This is a genomic window from Parasphingorhabdus sp., from assembly GCF_039968395.1.
GTDB lineage: Bacteria > Pseudomonadota > Alphaproteobacteria > Sphingomonadales > Sphingomonadaceae > Parasphingorhabdus.
In genome coordinates, this window is record NZ_JBDVPV010000005.1 from 1194758 (window position 1) to 1211465 (window position 16708).

Below are 16708 nucleotides of genomic sequence, written 5' to 3' on the forward strand. Positions count from 1 at the left end.
GACCATACTATAGTGAATGGCTGAAACCTCGGCAAACTTTATTCAATATCCTGGTCACTCGGTATTCTGGTCACAATGCAAAAACGAAAGGCTGGCAATGATCTTGGAGATCGATCATCGCCAGCCCTTATCCCCCGAATACCCCCGGGATGGAGTGAACTAGAATCTTACGCTTGCGCCAAGGAAGAATTCCCGGCCCACTGCATCGTTGAGGTCAGTCGTGATATTGAGACTGCTACCTACGTCGGTGCCCGATGGAACAAGCGGCCCAAAATTGTTGAAGATATTGTTGACGCCCGCCGAAATCGTATACCGGTCATCGGGTCCAAACCGATAGCGTGCGTAAATATCATGATAGGTTTCATCGCTAACCCGGAAAAAACGGTCATCATCAGGATTTGCTGCGTCATTGCTGTCAACACCTCCTGCTTCGTAGTTGAGCGTATAGGTCAATCGGAATCCATCAATTCTATACCCAAGACGCAATCGGAGTTCGTCTTCTCCATTTTCGATTTCACCCAGCGGTGAGGTGGTCAAGGCGACACCACCCAATCCCACAAATTCGGTTTGCTGCTTGAAATAATGAGAATAGCGGAAATCAATATCAAATCTTCCAGGGATGACCGGCAGCTCAATTCGGCTCCAGCGTAGCGTTGCATCAACGCCTTCGACCAGTTCGTTGTTCAGGTTTTCCTGAAAGTTGATGACCTGATCAACGCTACCGTCTGTCCGGCTTCGCGTAATAACATCGCAGAACCTGTTGTTGGGAAAATCATCAGCAGCATAGCAGAGATCAACTGTATCCTGAGTTGAAATCGAGTCGATCGCATCGTCGATACTGATCCGGTAATAGTCTGCAACAAAAGACAAATTTGGAATGGCGGTCGGCGTTAGGACAAAACCAGCCGTAAATGTTTGAGCGGTTTCCTCTCGCAAATTTTGATTGCCGGCATTTGGCCCCTGAGTGGAGCCGGGAGCATCGAATGGATCAATGCTTCCGTCGGCATTCAAATTGTCGGGATCGGCAAAATAGGCTTGTATACCTACTTCTGTCAGGCAATTTGCCGAAATATTGGCAAGATTGGCGTTCGCGCCGCCGGGACTGGATGGTGCAGTAATTCCTGTTCCATCTATATTCAAACCCTCACACGGATCTTGGAGATCATCGCCATCCGGGCGCGGCGGCGAGAAAAATTCGGTGATCGTCGGTGCACGCTGCGACCTGGCATATTGTGCACGAAACCTCAGATCATCATTCATCTGCCAGACGACGCCGGCGTTGAAACTGACAATAGTCCCGATGGTTGAATAATTGGCAATACGTCCGGCAGCACTGAAATTCAGTGTGTCGACGATGATCGGAATATCAATCTCGGCAAAACCTTCAATCACATCATAATTCGCTCTGAGGCTCGGAAAGGTCGAATGGGTTGTGACAAAGACATCATTTGTTGTGGGATCACCGTCAACACCGCCCACCAGATCACCATCGCGATCACCTCGGGTGTTCTGGGTTTCGCGGCGATATTCGACACCGGCTGCGAATTTGATGTCGCGGTCGCCCCAGGAAAAAAGATCCCCGTTGATCGATGCACCTGTTGTAAACTGCGTTCGGTTTTGAGCAGCATCACCAGTGTAACTTATAAAATCTGCTGCGGCGGCGGAGACACTGCCTTCACCAAACAGATTGATCGGCACACAACCGTTGGCCCGTGCAGTTGCATCCTCGCATTGGAAACCGCCAGCGCCATCATCTTCGATATCCAGCGCAAAATCCAAGTTGCGAAGATTGATTTCGCCAACATTGATCGCACGCTGGTCCCATTCACCATATGTGGCGAAGGCATTCCATTTCAACGCGTCGGTAAGCTGCCCATCCAGATCGCCCATGAGGCGTATCGTTTCGCGGCTATTTATGCGCCGTTCTTCACCCAGTTCCGGAAACGAACGAACCCAGGAAACGCTGCCGCTGCGGGTTTCTTCCACTTCAGGAGGGATGAACGGATGGCTTGACGACATTCTGCGAACTTCAAATACATCCGGTACACCATCCAATATTCCGAACGTTTCTCCGCTGCCCCCGTCCTCAATACCTGTCTTGGTAACCGTATCGACATCCGAATACAGCGCCGTGAATGAAGCAGTGATAGCATCGGAAAATTCGTATTTACCGTGAAAACCAAGATTGAGCACTTCGCGCTGCGAGCGAAGCGACTGACCCAGACGATCATTGATGCCGTCTACATCGCCGAAAAAGTCCTGCCCTTCTGCGCGATCAAACGAACCATCAGCCAACGTCGGCCGAAGGCTCATGTCGTTAAACCAGCGACCGTCTCTGAACCAGGCATCACCCTCAAAAACACCACCGGGCAAATCCGAATCCAGCGATGAAACTATACAGTGGCGTTCTTCATTTGGGCCATCACAGCCGGGACGGGCCCGTTCATTCGCAAAACTGTCTCCGCTCGAAGTAGATGGGTCATCAAACTCCAACGCCGCAGCAGCCAGAGGACGACTTGAATCTATCAGGATTTCATCTTCATCGCGATAACTGGCACCCAAAAGAATGTAGCCTCGATCATCGGAAAACCTCGTGCCATATAGTCCTTCAAGACGCAGCTCTTCGCCTCCGCTGGCATCAGGAGCAGAAAAACGTACATCAAGATCAACACCCTCGAACGAATCCTCAAGAATGAAGTTGGCAACACCGGCGATAGCATCTGAACCGTAGATAGCGGAGCTGCCACCAGTGGTGATTTCCGCCCGCTTCACAAAACCTGCGGGAATAGTGCTCAGACTAACGCGATCACCATTGCCCGAGTTGGAAACAGCGCGTTTGCCGTTGATCAAAACCAGCGTTCGGTTGTCACCCAAGCGGCGAAGACTGATGGTAGACAATCCTGCGTTCTGAATCTGGTTGTTACTATTCTGGACCGAGACACCATCGCCCACACCGGGAAGCTGGGTGATAATTTCGGCCAAATCGGTTTTGCCGGTTTCTTCAATATCCTCAGCTCCAAAAACCTGGAGCGGTATCGAGGATTCCTCAGCCCTTCGCTCAATTCGCGATCCGGTCACGACAATCAGTTCATCTGTATTGGCCTGAGTTGTTTCAGCAGGCTGCGTATCCTGCGCCTGCGCGGTTCCAGTCGCGATTGTGAGTGCACAAATCGATGCGCCTATCAACAATGTTCCGTTTCTGATCGTCATTCCAAATTCCCCCTTGGTGTCTCTGTTAAGACCGGTGATGCGCCATGCGCGCGACGCGCTTAAAATAGTTCGCTCTCATGACCCGGTTTGTAATTATGTAACGATGACCTCGTCAGATTCGGCATCATTGGTCGCGCCCGGTTTCAACCCGCGTTTGATTGACTTCAAATTCATAATTGGAATAGAGTGATGCGAGAAACGCAACTCATTGAAAAGGGTACATATTTTGGAACTGAAGTGGATCGAAGACTTCATATGTGTTGCAGAGAAGGGACATTTTGCTCAGGCGGCAGATATTCGCTTCGTCACGCAATCTGCCTTAAGCCGTCGTATTCAGTCCCTGGAGCTATGGATTGGCACTCCGCTTTTTGACCGTTCCGAGCACCCGATCAAGCTGACTGCCGCCGGTCGCGAGTTCATAAAAACAGCGCGCCATATCGTCGATCAATCCTACGAAGCGAGAGAGATTGCCAATGAATATTCAAAAATTGGCGACAACAGCATAAAAATTTCATGCCTTCATACATTGGCGCTCAAGTTCATTCCAAATCTGATCAGCGATCTTCATCAGCAGGCAGGTCCCTTCGCCGCAACGATTGTGGCCGACGCGCGTACCGTGGAAGAATACCTGAACTCGCTCTATACTGGGGCGTGCGACTTTTTCATAAGCTACGATCATGTATCCATTCCGTTTGATGTTGATCCGCTCCAGTTTCCAAGCATCGAAATCGCTGCTCATCATTTGCGCCCCTATCAAAGCGATCAGATCGATCCGATACCTCTTCTGGATTCGCAGGGAGGCAGCGTTCCCTATATCGAATATTCCGGAACGTCATTCATGTCCCGCGTCTTCGAACAGCTGCTGGCCAAAGCGCCATTCAAGAAAAGGCTGCGCACCGTCTACAGGGCTTCTCTGGTGGAGAGCATGCTGACCGCAACACAACAGGGCTTTGGCATTGCCTGGTTGCCCGAAACAGTTGTTCCCGGTGATCCTGCCGATCAGCAATTGCGATTGGTCTCAGACCAGTTCTCCACCATCCTGACCATCCGGGTGTACCGTTCGGCGAGCAACGACAATCCTTTGATCAACGCGATCTGGGAAGAACTGGAAAAATCCGAAGTGCGCACGTCCGGTCAACCCTAGATCAGTCGGGCCGCCTGTCGCTCAGTTATCCATATTGGCGAGAAACGCAGCGAGTTCATCTGCGCGTTCAGGCATCGAATGATCAATGGCCTCTTCCAATGTTGCTCCGTTTGCAACAATTTGCTGCGCAAGTTTTGCAGCAGCAGAATAACCAATAATCGGTGCCAGCGACGTAACCCGAGCAGTGCTCCGGTTCATCGTGTCGGCGATACGCGTTTCATCAACTGTTATCCCCTGCACGCAATTTGTGACCAGCGTTTCGATCGCTGATATCAGCGACGTACAGCTCTCATAGATTGACCAGATGATCACAGGTTCCATGGCATTGAGTTGCAGCTGTCCCGATTCTGCTGCGAATGTAATGGTCGTATCCGCACCAAACACGCGAAAACAAACCTGGTTCACAACTTCGGGTATCACTGGATTGACCTTGCCCGGCATGATCGAAGAACCCGGTTGCATGCGGGGCAGACAAAGTTCGCCAAGGCCGCCCGCGGGTCCACTCGAGAGCAGCCGCAAATCATTGGATATCTTGCTGAGTTTCGTCGCAAACCGTTTCAAAAGCCCGCTATAGTAGACAAAAAGCCCGGTATCCCATGTCGCTTCGATGCGATTGACAGCAGCGGTCAAAGGCAGGCCACAAATATCGGAGAGATTTCTGACGATTTGTTGCAGATAATAATCACTGACCCCGACAGCCGTTCCGATTGCGCTGCCGCCCAGGTTCACTTCCATGAACAGTTTGCGGATTTCCGCAATTCGTTCGACATCTTCGCGCAGGACGTCGGCAAAGGCCTGCATTTCCTGACCCACGGTCATTGGCACTGCATCTTGTAGCTGGGTGCGCCCCAGTTTCGATATATTCTGAAACTCCTGGGCCTTTGCCGAAAACGCATCAGCGCAAAACAGCACGGCTTCGGAAAGCCGGTTGTTGATTTGTACGACCGTCAACCGGATTGCGGTCGCATAGACATCATTGGTCGACTGGCATCTGTTGACGTGATCCTTGGGGTGCAAATACTGATACTCGCCGCGTTCGTGCCCCATGATCTCCAGCGCCCGATTGGCAATCACTTCGTTCACGTTCATATTGGTCGAAGTCCCCGCTCCGCCTTGAATGACATCAACGCAAAATTCGTCATGCAGTTTTCCTGCGATGATTTCATCACAGGCCGCCATTATGGCGCCGGCTTGCTCCGGAGTGATGTCTCCGGCTTCCTTGTTGGTCTTCGCCGCGGCCTTTTTGATCCAGGCCATGGCCATGATCAGATCCGGCATTTTGGAGATCGGGATCCCGGTAATCGGAAAATTATCGATCGCCCGCATCGTTTCGGCACCATAATAGTGATTGCAGGGCACTTCTACTGCACCCAGGAAATCCTGTTCCACTCGAAATTGCTGTGACTTTGGTTGCACAGAATCTGCCTTGTTTATCGACATGACGATAGATTGATCCTTTGGATTGTGAGGGGGCAACCAGGCGTTACACCGGGTTGAGAAGTGCAGCCGGGATGTCGCGTGTTACCAGCGCGCCATCTTTTTCAGAGAACGCTCTCAGACCAGCCGCCGGAGCTGCAGAAAAACTGTCACACAGCTGTTCGTTCTCAAAATAGACAACAATACCATCGTCGAGCGCATAGGCCGGAAAAACAGCGTTTTCCCCGCGCAAATATTCCCGGAAGCTTTTTTGGCGCTCCGTGCTGCTATCATGATGGACGCAAATGGCGCCCTGGACCACGCCAAGTCCCGCCATGCTATCCATTTCTGATTTGACGGAGTCGGTTATGCACCACTCAAACAATATATTCAGACCTGCACTGGCGCCCGACAAAAGCACACCTTGCTGATAGGCTTGCAAGAGCGGTTCAATGACATTCCATTCCTTCAGCAAAGCCAGCAAATTTCGCGTCGATCCGCCGTCTACATAAATCGCATCAACGCCTTCAAAAAAACTATCCGCGTTTCTGGTCGGTGGATCGTAAAGGCTCAATATTCTGGGTTCAGCCCCCACCCGCTCGGCCAGATTGCAAAAGTCCGCAATCCTCTCCGGCTGATCTCCTTTTGCTGCACCTATGTAAGACACAACCGGTTTGTTTTTGCCGGACAGCTCGACCAGCTTGTGGCCAAAAACAGGAAACACATTTTCGGGCACGAAAAAGGACGCAGAATCACACAGGCCAAAAATTCTTCTGACAGCCATAGCGGTTCAACGACCTCTGCCGTGCAATGCCGTCGCACCAATTTCTGCTCCGCATCGCCGTTTCATGAGGCCACCATTTGCATCAGCTCGGCCGTCAGGATCGCCCCATATGTTCCCATCGCATATCCAAGCACGGCCAATAGCACGCCAACAGGAGCCAGTGCCGGATGGAATGCGCCGGCAACCACCGGCGCCGATGCAGCACCCCCGACATTTGCCTTGCTTCCTACGGCGACAAAGAAAAACGGAGCCCGAATGATTTTGGCGACGATGAACAGCAAGATGGTGTGCGTCAGCATCCAGATAATGCCCACCAGCATCAGCATGGGCTGCTCAGCCATTTGAAAAACATCCATCTTGGTGCCGATTATGGCGACCAGCAGAAAGATCATCACTGTTCCAAATTTTGATGCCCCTGCCCCTTCGAGGTCCCGCGCCCTGGTGAAACTCAACCCCAGGCCAAGTGTCGTGGCAATGACGACGATCCAGAAAAAACTGCTGGCCAACACGCCTTCGTCACTTCCGAACCAGGAAGCAAATGCCGGTCCGATGATCCCGGCCCCAAAGTGCGACAATCCAACACCGCCAAAAGCAATCGCCAAAAGCAGCATCAATTCTTCAACCGTCGATTTGCGTTCAACGGCCAGGCTGAAATCCGCCATTTTGTCACGCAATGTTGCGATTGCCGTCGCATCTGCTTTCAGCCATTTGTCGATCTTGTCAGCATTGCCGGCGCCATAGAGCAGGAACGCCATCCAGATATTCGCGACCACGATATCAATGGCGACCATCGCCGAATATTTTTCCGGATTATACCCATAGACTTCCAGCATGGCGGTTTGATTGGCACCCCCGCCGATCCAGCTTCCGGCCAATGTTGCCAGCCCGCGCCAGGTCGCGTCCGCTCCTGCACCGCCAACCGTCTCGGGGCTGAACGATCCGACGATCAACATTGCCAGCGGCCCGCCGATAACGATGCCGACAGTTGCCGTGAAAAACATGATGAGGGCTTTGGGTCCCAGCCCCCAGACTGCCTTCAGATCGATACTGAGCGTCAACAGAATCAATGCCGCCGGAAGGAAGTAGTTTTTTGCAACGTCCCACAACCCGCTGTCTTTTGACGAAATCACCCCGAAGCTATTGAGCAATGACGGGATCAGATAGCAAAGCAATACAATCGGAACGAATGTGAAAAATCGCGTCCATCCTCCGCCCAGGCTTTTGGCATAAAACAAGGCGCCAAGCATCGTTGCCAAAATTCCAAAAGTAACGATATCATTCGTAATCAGCGGCATACTCACCCTCCTGAAGTTTGTTTTTGCGGAACGGCGGATTCCGTTGGTTCTTCCGATATCTCTGGTACGTCATCAACCGGTTTGCCGTCTTCCTTGATATCGACATCGGGCAGGACCGGTTCATAACCGACGCCGGTCACATATTTGGCGTACCAGGCCAGTTCCTTGTTCATTTTGAACAATTGATGTTTTGGCTTGCGATAATTATGCGGTTCTCCCGGCGCGAGATATAATTCCGTCGGGGTGCCAGCGGCCCTGACACCTCGATACATCATGATTTCCTGCGTTGGCGGCACGCGCACATCCCTTCCTCCATTAAAGAACAGGGTAGGTGTTTTGACCTTCCAGGCATCCTTGAGCAGCGACTGTCTGGTGTAGCTTTCCAGGGGTGCTTCTTCCTCCCATGGCGAACCGCCAAACCAAGGTGTGCGATTATGCCGGACATCACTCTCCCCGTAGAGAGACACCCAGTCGGAAACGCCTGCTCCGGAGGAAGCTGCCTTGAAACGATCGGTGAAGGTAATCAGCTTGTTGGTCATGTGACCACCTGCACTCCAGCCCATTTTCACCAGCCGGTCCGGATCAGCCAGTCCCTGCTCTACCAGGGCATCAATACCATCCAGGACATCGAGATGCGCGTTGTTGAAATACTCCCCAACCATGTCGCGCATGAATGCATCGCCATATCCGGTTCCGCCGCGGTGATTTGGAAGAAAAACGCCATAGCCCTGCCCAGCCAGCACGGAAATATAACGCGACATGTTCCACGAACCAAATTGCGAAGAAGATCGCGGACCACCATGGGTAATCGTTACAAGCGGAAACCGCCCGCCTGGCTCCTGGTTCACAGGATAGACAAGCAAGCCTTCGAGACTGGTGCCATCTCGGCCTTCATAGGAGAAAACCGTCTGGCGAGGTAATTTGAATCGCTCGCCGAGCGTGTCAAATTCACGCGTGACCTGTCTGAAAGATTCATCTGGTCCTCGCTTTACCGAAATGTCGCCGGGACTATTTGCATGGACAAGCTTGGCGGTATGCGTTCCGTTCTTGCGATCAAAGTGCCAGCTTCGGACAACATGATCACCGCTTGTCAGCTGCTCGAGCTTACCGGATTCTATCGTGAGCCGATATAACTGGGTCCGGACTCCGCTATTGCCCAGAAGGAATATGTCTTCTCCGGATTGATCCCATGCAAAGTCGACAACCTCCAGCGCGGTGTTGGGCATCATCAGGCGTGGCTCGGATGATCCCACATCCTGAATGAACAGATTGTCCTCATAATAGCCTTCACCCTTTTCGTTCACCGTGGCGATGTAGGCAAATTTCTGGTTGTCCGGTGACAAACTTGGACTGGCTTCCTGATAATCATTGTTGGTCAACCGGATATCGGTTCCGTCGGCCAGACGGTGGAGCCAGATTTCATTGTGCTGGCTGGCATAACCGGCGCCTTCCGGTCGGCGGATATGGATTATCGAGCTTCCGTCCTGCGCGACTGAATAGTCCCGGACCGAATAGTTCCCCGCCAAAACAGGTTGAGCTTTCGTTTCCGTCAGGTCCTGGAACCATAGCTCGCGCGGGGTCGAGACATCATAGGGTTTGATATCCCATTTTTCTCGCTCTTCTGCATCAGGATCATGCCGTCTCGCCAGGAAAAAGAAACTGCCGCCAGCGGGCATCATTTGCACTTGTGAAACACTGCTCGGGTGATCGGTCAGTTTAGTTAGATCACCGCTTGCGATATCATAATAATAGGCCTGGTCCCTTTCAGCCTTTTTCCTGCGTAAAGTTGTAATGAATCCCGCGCTATCCGGCGTCCAGACACCTTCGTCCCGATCTGCGTCAAACCCTCTCCATTGGGGCATATCCCGGATCTTGCCCGTTTCCACATCCACCATCTGAAACTGCTGATCATACCTGTTCTTCTTCCAATTGACCTCGGAGCGGATCAGGATCATTTTTTCGCCGTCGGGCGAAAGCGCAGGCTGGCCGAGCGCGGGCAATTCAACAAACTCAACGGGCGATATGGGCTTTGCCGGTTCGGCGGGCTGTGCGTCCGCAACTGCGGCTTGAACAGTGATGCAGGCGAGACCGCCGATCCAACAAAAACGTACAGACATTTTACCCCCGAACAACAAATCTTGCCGAAAAAGCGTGACTCAAATGGTTCTACGCACTTTCTCTCCCCCTTCAATGCGTTCGCGTCGAGCCGTGAGCCAATTCGTAATTGGGAATTCTCAATGAATTATATGCATGATGTTGATAATAATGATTTTTATTCAGAACTGGCGAGAGATTTTCTTCAAAACGGGGTGAAATCGATACTCATCAATCCGGTGATTTCACTTGTCCAAAAAACTGATTATTGCCTGATTTGCACGTTCAGGCTGCTCCATCGTCGTCCAGTGATTGATCCCCGGCAACCGCACGACCTTTACATCCGGCCCGGCTTCACCGATCAGGTCAATGAGTTCAGGCAGGAATATCTGATCCTCATCTCCCCAGATAAACAGAGCTGGAACCATGATCTTGTGATCGGGACCGGGCCACAGATCAGAATCGGTTACCGCATCGAACGATGGAACATTGGCGCGGTACCAATTCATCGCGCTATTGATCGTATCCGCCTCGGCCAGAGCCGTGTGAAACAATTTCACTTCCCCTTGGGTCAGATCGCCCCGGCGAGCGAGGTTTTGATATGAACTCTGCCCGACGCGTTTTCCCGCATCGGATGTCCGCAACTGTTCCAGTGTAGTCTGACGGATATCCTGCATATACTGGTTCCGTCGCTGCTGCTCGGGGTTACCCGATACAAAGTCCAGGAAGACATTGAGCGGCGGAGCACTCATTCCGATCACCTTGTGCAGACGATGCGGGTAAGCCTGAGCGTATGACAGAGCCAGAACCGATCCCCAGTCATGACCGGCGAGAACATATTTATCGTCCCCGCCCAGATGGCGCGAAAAATCGTCGAGTTGAGCTGCCAGCGCAGCGATGCGATAGGGTTCTGGCTCCTGGGGTTTGGCTGAGAGGCCAGATCCCAGCGCATCGACGGCCACAACGCGATAGCTCCCCTTCAGCGCCTCCATCTGATCAAACCAGCTATACCAGAAGGACGGAAAGCCGTGATATAATATGATCAGCGGGCCTTCGCCAACTTCGACATAGTGCAAGCGGGAATCGCCCGAACCGAAATATCCTTCCTTGTAGGCAGGTTCGCCTTTTCGATTGGCATTTGCGAAAATCACCGCCGGATCGGCGCGCTCTTTGGCGTCATTCTGAGTGAGAGTGTCGGCAAAATCCTTGCCGGACGCATTGCTTTCAGAGGTGACAGTTTCGCAGCCAGACAAACAGATTATGGCAGCTAAAACGGTTCCCAACTTCCAAAAAGGCACAGCATCTCCTTTGTCCACACGATTGCCGTTGATTTATCGACCTGCGTCGTTATTGTACTAATAGTCAACAAAAAAATAATGACAGCGACTGTGTATGTTGAACGGAAATCAGCTATAATCAGGGGAGTGCTTGGAGCAATCATGCCGAAATCAGTGACTATTCTACTGGCATCCGTCATGACGGCAATCCTGCTTTCGGCCTGTTCAAAATCCGAAGAAAACGGAGCCGAAACCGCAGCAACATCTACAGCGAAATTCGGGATTCCCGGCGAGATATTATACAAAAAGCACTGCGCAGCCTGCCATGACAATTCTGGCACCGAGGCACCCAACAGAGCTGCCATCCAAATGGGTGGAATTGAAGCAATTCGCTCCGCGTTGACCTCGGGCGTCATGAAACAGCAAGCATCCATGCTGACCCCAATCGAAATCCGAATTCTCGCGGACCATCTGGCCAGCCCGCGCAGCGAAGACGCCCTGGCCAATGCAAAATCCCATCAGTGCGCGGGCAAGCTGACGCTGTCTGCGCCTCCGCTCTGGAACCGCTGGGGCAATAATGTCCGCAACACACGGTATCAATCACCGGACAATGGCGGGATTTCCAGAACGGCTGCTCCGCGGCTCAAATTGCAGTGGGCATTTGGGTTCCCCGGCGCGGCGCGCGCGCGTTCGCAACCAGCCGTGACTCCTGAAGCGATTTTCACGGGCAGTCAGAGCGGGCTTTTCTACGCGCTGGACACAGAGTCCGGATGTGTCTGGTGGACATTTGATGCAAAAGCGGAAGTGAGAAGTGCCCCGACCATTTCAACCGATGAAAACGGCATTGCCGAAACGCTGTATTTTGGTGATTTCGAAGCCAATGTCTATGCCGTGGAAGCTGAAACCGGCAAACTGCTGTGGACACGTTCGATCAAGGATCACCCGGCCGGCACAATCACAGGTTCTCTGACATTGCACGATGGCCGGCTCTTCGTACCCATGTCCTCAACCGAAATTGTCAACGCCTATAGTTCGGAATATGAATGCTGCACATTCCGGGGCGGGGTAATGGCGCTGGATGCCAAAACAGGTGAACCCGTTTGGCGTTTCCATACTGTTCCGGAGCCCCAAAAAGCGGGCAAGAATAGTGAAGGCGTTAATTTTTACGCGCCGTCGGGTGCGCCGGTCTGGTCCAGCCCGACTATCGATGCGGAGCGCGGCCTCCTCTACGTCGGTACCGGGGAAAATTATTCCTCCCCAGCCAATGACAAGAGCGATGCGATCATAGCACTGAAACTATCGACTGGTGCGGTGGAATGGGTCCGTCAAACCATATCCGGTGACGCATGGAACGGCGCATGTAGCAGACATGGCTCGTTACCAAATTGTCCCGCCGAGGATGGCCCTGATTTTGATTTTGGGGCGCCGCCGATATTGACAAAGCTGGCCGGTGGCAAGGATATCATCCTGGCGGGTCAGAAATCGGGAATGATCTTTGGACTCGACCCGGATGATGGTGGGAAAATTATCTGGCAGACCCGCGCGGGCATGGGAGGATTTAACGGCGGCGTACACTGGGGCATGGCAACCGACGGGCAAACCCTGTTTGTCGGGATTGCTGATACTCCTGGCAACAAATTCGCGGAAGGCCCGGCGCGCCAGGGCATCCATGGTTTTAATCCGGCGACAGGCAAGGCACTGTGGAGCAGGCTTGAGCCTGACATCTGCGAAGACAAGGAGCATAAGTGCCGGACGGCCCTATCCTCCCCGCCAACAATTTCTGCCGGCATGATCTTCGCCGGTGCCTTGAACGGGATATTGCGGGTCTACGATTCCAAAGACGGCCAGATTCTCTGGACCACCGATACACGACGAGAATATGAAACGATCAATGGTATCGACGCACGTGGCGGTTCGATTGACTCCGGCGGCCCAGTGGTTGCCGGTGGATTGCTCATCGTCAACAGCGGCTATGACAAATTCGGGCAGATACCTGGCAATGTCATGTTGGTCTTCAGTGCAGATGACAAAGGAGCAGGACAATGAAGCATTTGGTTTTGGCGATGGCATCCGGTTTATGTTTAAGTGCCTGTGCGCAGTCCGAGACGGTCACAAGTGCGGGAGCGAAAGGCCCTGTAATCATCCAGTCCGCATTCTCCAGACCCGCAGATCTGGGTGACACCCGGATCAAAGGTGTGCGTTTCATTGGAAAAACCGTGTCAGATATCGATACGACAATCGCCTTTTATCAAAGCGCAGTCCCCTTTGAACTGGTCAGTCGTTATCGCCTGCCGGCAAGCGAAGCCTATCATCCGGGCATGGCGTCGAAAGAATATGGTGAAGTGGAAGTGGCACTGATCAAGACCGCCACGGTGTTCATCAAGCTGACCGATTTCGAGCCGGATGCCAAGACCCCGCCTTATGCAAAGCCTGTGAACGGGCCAGGCTATACGCATATCTGTTTTCAGTCGCCTGCCACCGATTCAGCCCTTCCCAAGTTTCGGAAAACCGGACTTGAGATGGTCACCCGCGGTGGCGGTCCTGTCGATCTGGGCGGATATGGTGTGACATATGCTTATGGGCGTGATCCCGACGGAACAATGATCGAAAACGAGACCGTCGACAAACCCCGACGCAGTGACAGCGCCTGGATCACGCATATTGGCGGAGCAACTTCCGACGTCGACCGCATGGTCGCTTATTATACAAAGCTGATCGGCTATGGTGCGCGCAGACGCGGCGAATATGCAAATAATCCGAAGCTGGACGACATCGCAGGAATCGATGGTCTCGTTTTACGCAGTTCCTGGTTTGTTGTCCGCAATCTGGAAATTGAATTCTGGGAATATGTCAAACCCGCCACGCCCGAACGCAACGTACCTGCGAAGATTGACGAGATTGGGTATAGCATGACCGCTTTTGAAGTGACCGATGCGGATGCCGAGCGCGACAGACTGGCTGCCCTGGGCATTGAAATGATCGGCGATGCGAAAACAAGTCGCGGCTGGAAAATATACTATGGATATGACCCGGACGGGAACGTAATTTCGCTGCAGGAAAACATATCAGCAGACAAATCGGAATCCATTGATGACATGATGTGGATTGACCCCACCACATTCTGATTGTCCGAAAAAGGCGCACGAACTATAAACTTGGCACTGACGGGATGGTTTGACAGCATCTCACCATGTATTGGCGGAACACGATGAATGAGCAAATTCCTGTAAAGCGCCGGCGTTTCAGTCCTGAAAAACGCAAGTCGCTGATTCTCGATCACACCGCCGAGATGGTTGCACGTGACGGAGTAGCCGTGCTGAGCATGGAGCGGATTGCCAAAACGGCCGGCATCAGCAAGTCGCTGGTTTATACCTATTATGACAATTTGACGGAGCTGCTCCAGGAATTGCTGCAACGTGAGCTGAAACGCCTTCGTAGGCTGCAGGCTCAAGAAGCAGAAGCAGCAGAAACATTTGAAGCACTGGTGCGCGGAGTAACGCATCAATATCTCAAATATATCGAAGACCGTGGATTGCTCATCGAACGCTTGCAGGCAGAGCCCAGCGTTTCCGACGGTCATGATCCAACCGACTATAGCCGTAGCGATGCGGTGGAATATGTTGGCAAAGTTGTCGCCAAGAATTTCGATTTACCGTTGGATTTTGCATATGCTGTCTCTGATATTGCGTTCGGACTTCCCGCCAATGCGGGAGCTTACTTTCTTCACGGAAACATGAGCAGACAAGAAATTGAGAACATCACCGTAACCATGATCCTGGGATCAATGGACGCGCTGAAACGCGAATATGGAATGCAAAACAAATAACCGCAATTTTGGAATGCCGAGTGCCCGTGAAAACCGATTTTGTATCCCTGCCATTTAGTTCAGAATGGCACTTAGCCTGTCCGCACAGGGATGATTTTCGCTGCTCGAAATGTCGACAGGTATTGCAACTCCTTTGAGTAATTCTGGCCAGTCTATCGAAGCTTCCAGAGTTGCAAAGGATTCAAATGCAGGACCGGCCTGCAATAGTTCGCACACGCGCTGATGCAAATATTCAGGATCGAGATTTGCGTTTTGACTGCGCGCTGCTTCCGGGTTTTTATTGAACCACGGCCAGTAGAATTGGGAATCCACGACCATTGCCCAGGCGGTCATCAGATGAGATCCGCTAGATTGGGGCGACATGTCCGGCAGACCTGACTCGATCAATTCTCGGCGTTCCTGCTCGGTATAGATTATCGGATCAATCAATTGTATCTGATTGATCTGCAATACTTTCATCAACTCCAGGCCGATCGCTCCCCCCAATCCCGCACCAATAATATCAACTGGTTCGTTTGTGAACTCCGTGATTGCCGGACCGATTGTTGCGGCCAGGGACTCAAGGCTGACGGCTTCTGAATCGATCGCCGATGACGCGCCGTGACCAGGCAGATCGATCAGCATGACGGGTCGGTTTCCAATATAAGGCTCGGCCAATCCGATCATCTGTTCGCTGGAACGCAGCGCATCATGGACAAGTATAACGGGAGCGCCCTGACCGGCCCTATTGGCAAGGGCGTGTACCCGGTGATCGCCGGAGCCGAAATACCGGCGCTCCAATTTTCCGGCAGAAACAGTGTTCGCAACCGGGTGCAAGGGGCCAGTGTCGCCAAGTTCCGAAATTGCTGACTGAAGTGCCTCGACCTGCACCGAAAAACGGGCTTCGACAGTTGGTTCTGCGTGCAACACTTGCATGCAATCCGGTACGCCTTGCGCAATCAGCGCGTCGGTTATCGCCAGTGCAATACTGCCCTGCCACCGCATCATCGTCGCCGGGACATTCAGGCCATCCATATGGGACCGGCTCTCGGTTTCAAATGCCGGACGGTAGGCTTTGGCATATCCTGAACCCGCTTGCAGATATCGCAACAACATGGTTTGCGTCACTGCAGCTGGCGGCAACGGAATTCCAAGACGATCTTCCGCACGCTGAGACTGCCAGGGGAATACAACAAACAAGTGCCGGCACATATCCCAGTAGGTCATCAAATGACCGCCGTCTCGCCGCGGTGTTACGTCCGGAAAATAACCATCCATCAGTCGTTCCCGGTCGGAATCCGAAACATGCCCGTTGGAATCCAGCATCACCAGCTTCACGCGGTCCGGATATCGCTTGCCCAACTCTATTGCTATTTGCGAGCCGGTAGCCGCTCCATAAAGATAGAAACTCTCCATCCCCAGGGCATCAGCGGTCGCAATCACGCTGTCAGCATAGTGGGACATGTCGGGATGCGATTCTGTGATGTCATCGGACAGGCCATAGCCGGGCGTATCCAGCGCATAACAATCACAGACTGCCGAGAAAGCCGTGATTGCTCCGATGATCGCTTCGGAAGATTGCGGCGAAGGGTGCAAGAGGATCATCGCCGGACCCGACCCGGCGCGACGGTAATGCACTTGGCGTCCGTCCGATAAGGTTACATATTCACAACGCATGTTAAA

General features: G+C 52.6%; 11 protein-coding genes. 4 read left to right on the plus strand and 7 right to left on the minus strand.

Features of this window, described 5'->3' with window-relative positions:
* Window positions 1-159: 159 nt before the first annotated feature.
* A complete protein-coding gene (locus tag ABJI30_RS16420; protein ID WP_348017764.1) occupies window positions 160-3210 on the minus strand; it encodes a TonB-dependent receptor in 3051 nt (1016 codons plus the stop codon).
* A gap of 226 nt (window positions 3211-3436) precedes the next feature.
* Between ABJI30_RS16420 and ABJI30_RS16425 the strand changes: the two genes are divergently transcribed.
* Window positions 3437-4354 carry a LysR family transcriptional regulator gene (locus ABJI30_RS16425; protein ID WP_348017765.1) on the plus strand — a complete coding sequence of 306 codons (918 nt, stop codon included), beginning with the start codon at window positions 3437-3439 and terminating at the stop codon, window positions 4352-4354.
* Between the two features lie 21 nt (window positions 4355-4375).
* Here the strand turns inward: ABJI30_RS16425 and ABJI30_RS16430 are convergent, their stop codons facing one another.
* The 5 genes from ABJI30_RS16430 to ABJI30_RS16450 all read right to left on the minus strand — a co-directional run bounded on the left by ABJI30_RS16430 (window position 4376) and on the right by ABJI30_RS16450 (window position 11241).
* Entirely contained in the window at window positions 4376-5794 is a 1419-nt protein-coding gene (locus tag ABJI30_RS16430; protein WP_348017766.1) for an aspartate ammonia-lyase, read from the minus strand.
* 43 nt (window positions 5795-5837) lie between these two features.
* On the minus strand, window positions 5838-6554 hold the full coding sequence (locus ABJI30_RS16435; RefSeq protein ID WP_348017767.1) for a Type 1 glutamine amidotransferase-like domain-containing protein: 717 nt from the start codon (window positions 6552-6554) through the stop codon (window positions 5838-5840).
* A gap of 62 nt (window positions 6555-6616) precedes the next feature.
* Window positions 6617-7849 (minus strand): DUF819 family protein, encoded by a 1233-nt coding sequence (locus ABJI30_RS16440; protein ID WP_348017768.1) that lies wholly within the window; start codon window positions 7847-7849, stop codon window positions 6617-6619.
* A 2-nt stretch (window positions 7850-7851) separates the two neighbouring features.
* Complete coding sequence (locus tag ABJI30_RS16445) at window positions 7852-9966, minus strand: S9 family peptidase (RefSeq protein ID WP_348017769.1); 2115 nt, start codon at window positions 9964-9966, stop codon at window positions 7852-7854.
* Between the two features lie 222 nt (window positions 9967-10188).
* On the minus strand, window positions 10189-11241 hold the full coding sequence (locus ABJI30_RS16450) for an alpha/beta hydrolase (RefSeq protein ID WP_348025464.1): 1053 nt from the start codon (window positions 11239-11241) through the stop codon (window positions 10189-10191).
* A 141-nt stretch (window positions 11242-11382) separates the two neighbouring features.
* Between ABJI30_RS16450 and ABJI30_RS16455 the strand changes: the two genes are divergently transcribed.
* The 3 genes from ABJI30_RS16455 to ABJI30_RS16465 all read left to right on the plus strand — a co-directional run bounded on the left by ABJI30_RS16455 (window position 11383) and on the right by ABJI30_RS16465 (window position 15046).
* Window positions 11383-13266 (plus strand): PQQ-binding-like beta-propeller repeat protein, encoded by a 1884-nt coding sequence (locus ABJI30_RS16455; RefSeq protein ID WP_348025465.1) that lies wholly within the window; start codon window positions 11383-11385, stop codon window positions 13264-13266.
* On the plus strand, window positions 13263-14345 hold the full coding sequence (locus ABJI30_RS16460; protein WP_348017773.1) for a VOC family protein: 1083 nt from the start codon (window positions 13263-13265) through the stop codon (window positions 14343-14345). Before ABJI30_RS16455 ends, ABJI30_RS16460 begins: the two co-directional genes overlap by 4 nt.
* An 83-nt stretch (window positions 14346-14428) precedes the next feature.
* Complete coding sequence (locus ABJI30_RS16465; protein WP_348017774.1) at window positions 14429-15046, plus strand: TetR/AcrR family transcriptional regulator; 618 nt, start codon at window positions 14429-14431, stop codon at window positions 15044-15046.
* 54 nt (window positions 15047-15100) lie between these two features.
* On the opposite strand, the gene ABJI30_RS16470 is transcribed toward ABJI30_RS16465, so the two are convergent.
* Window positions 15101-16702 (minus strand): alpha/beta fold hydrolase, encoded by a 1602-nt coding sequence (locus tag ABJI30_RS16470; RefSeq protein WP_348017775.1) that lies wholly within the window; start codon window positions 16700-16702, stop codon window positions 15101-15103.
* Window positions 16703-16708 lie beyond the last annotated feature (6 nt).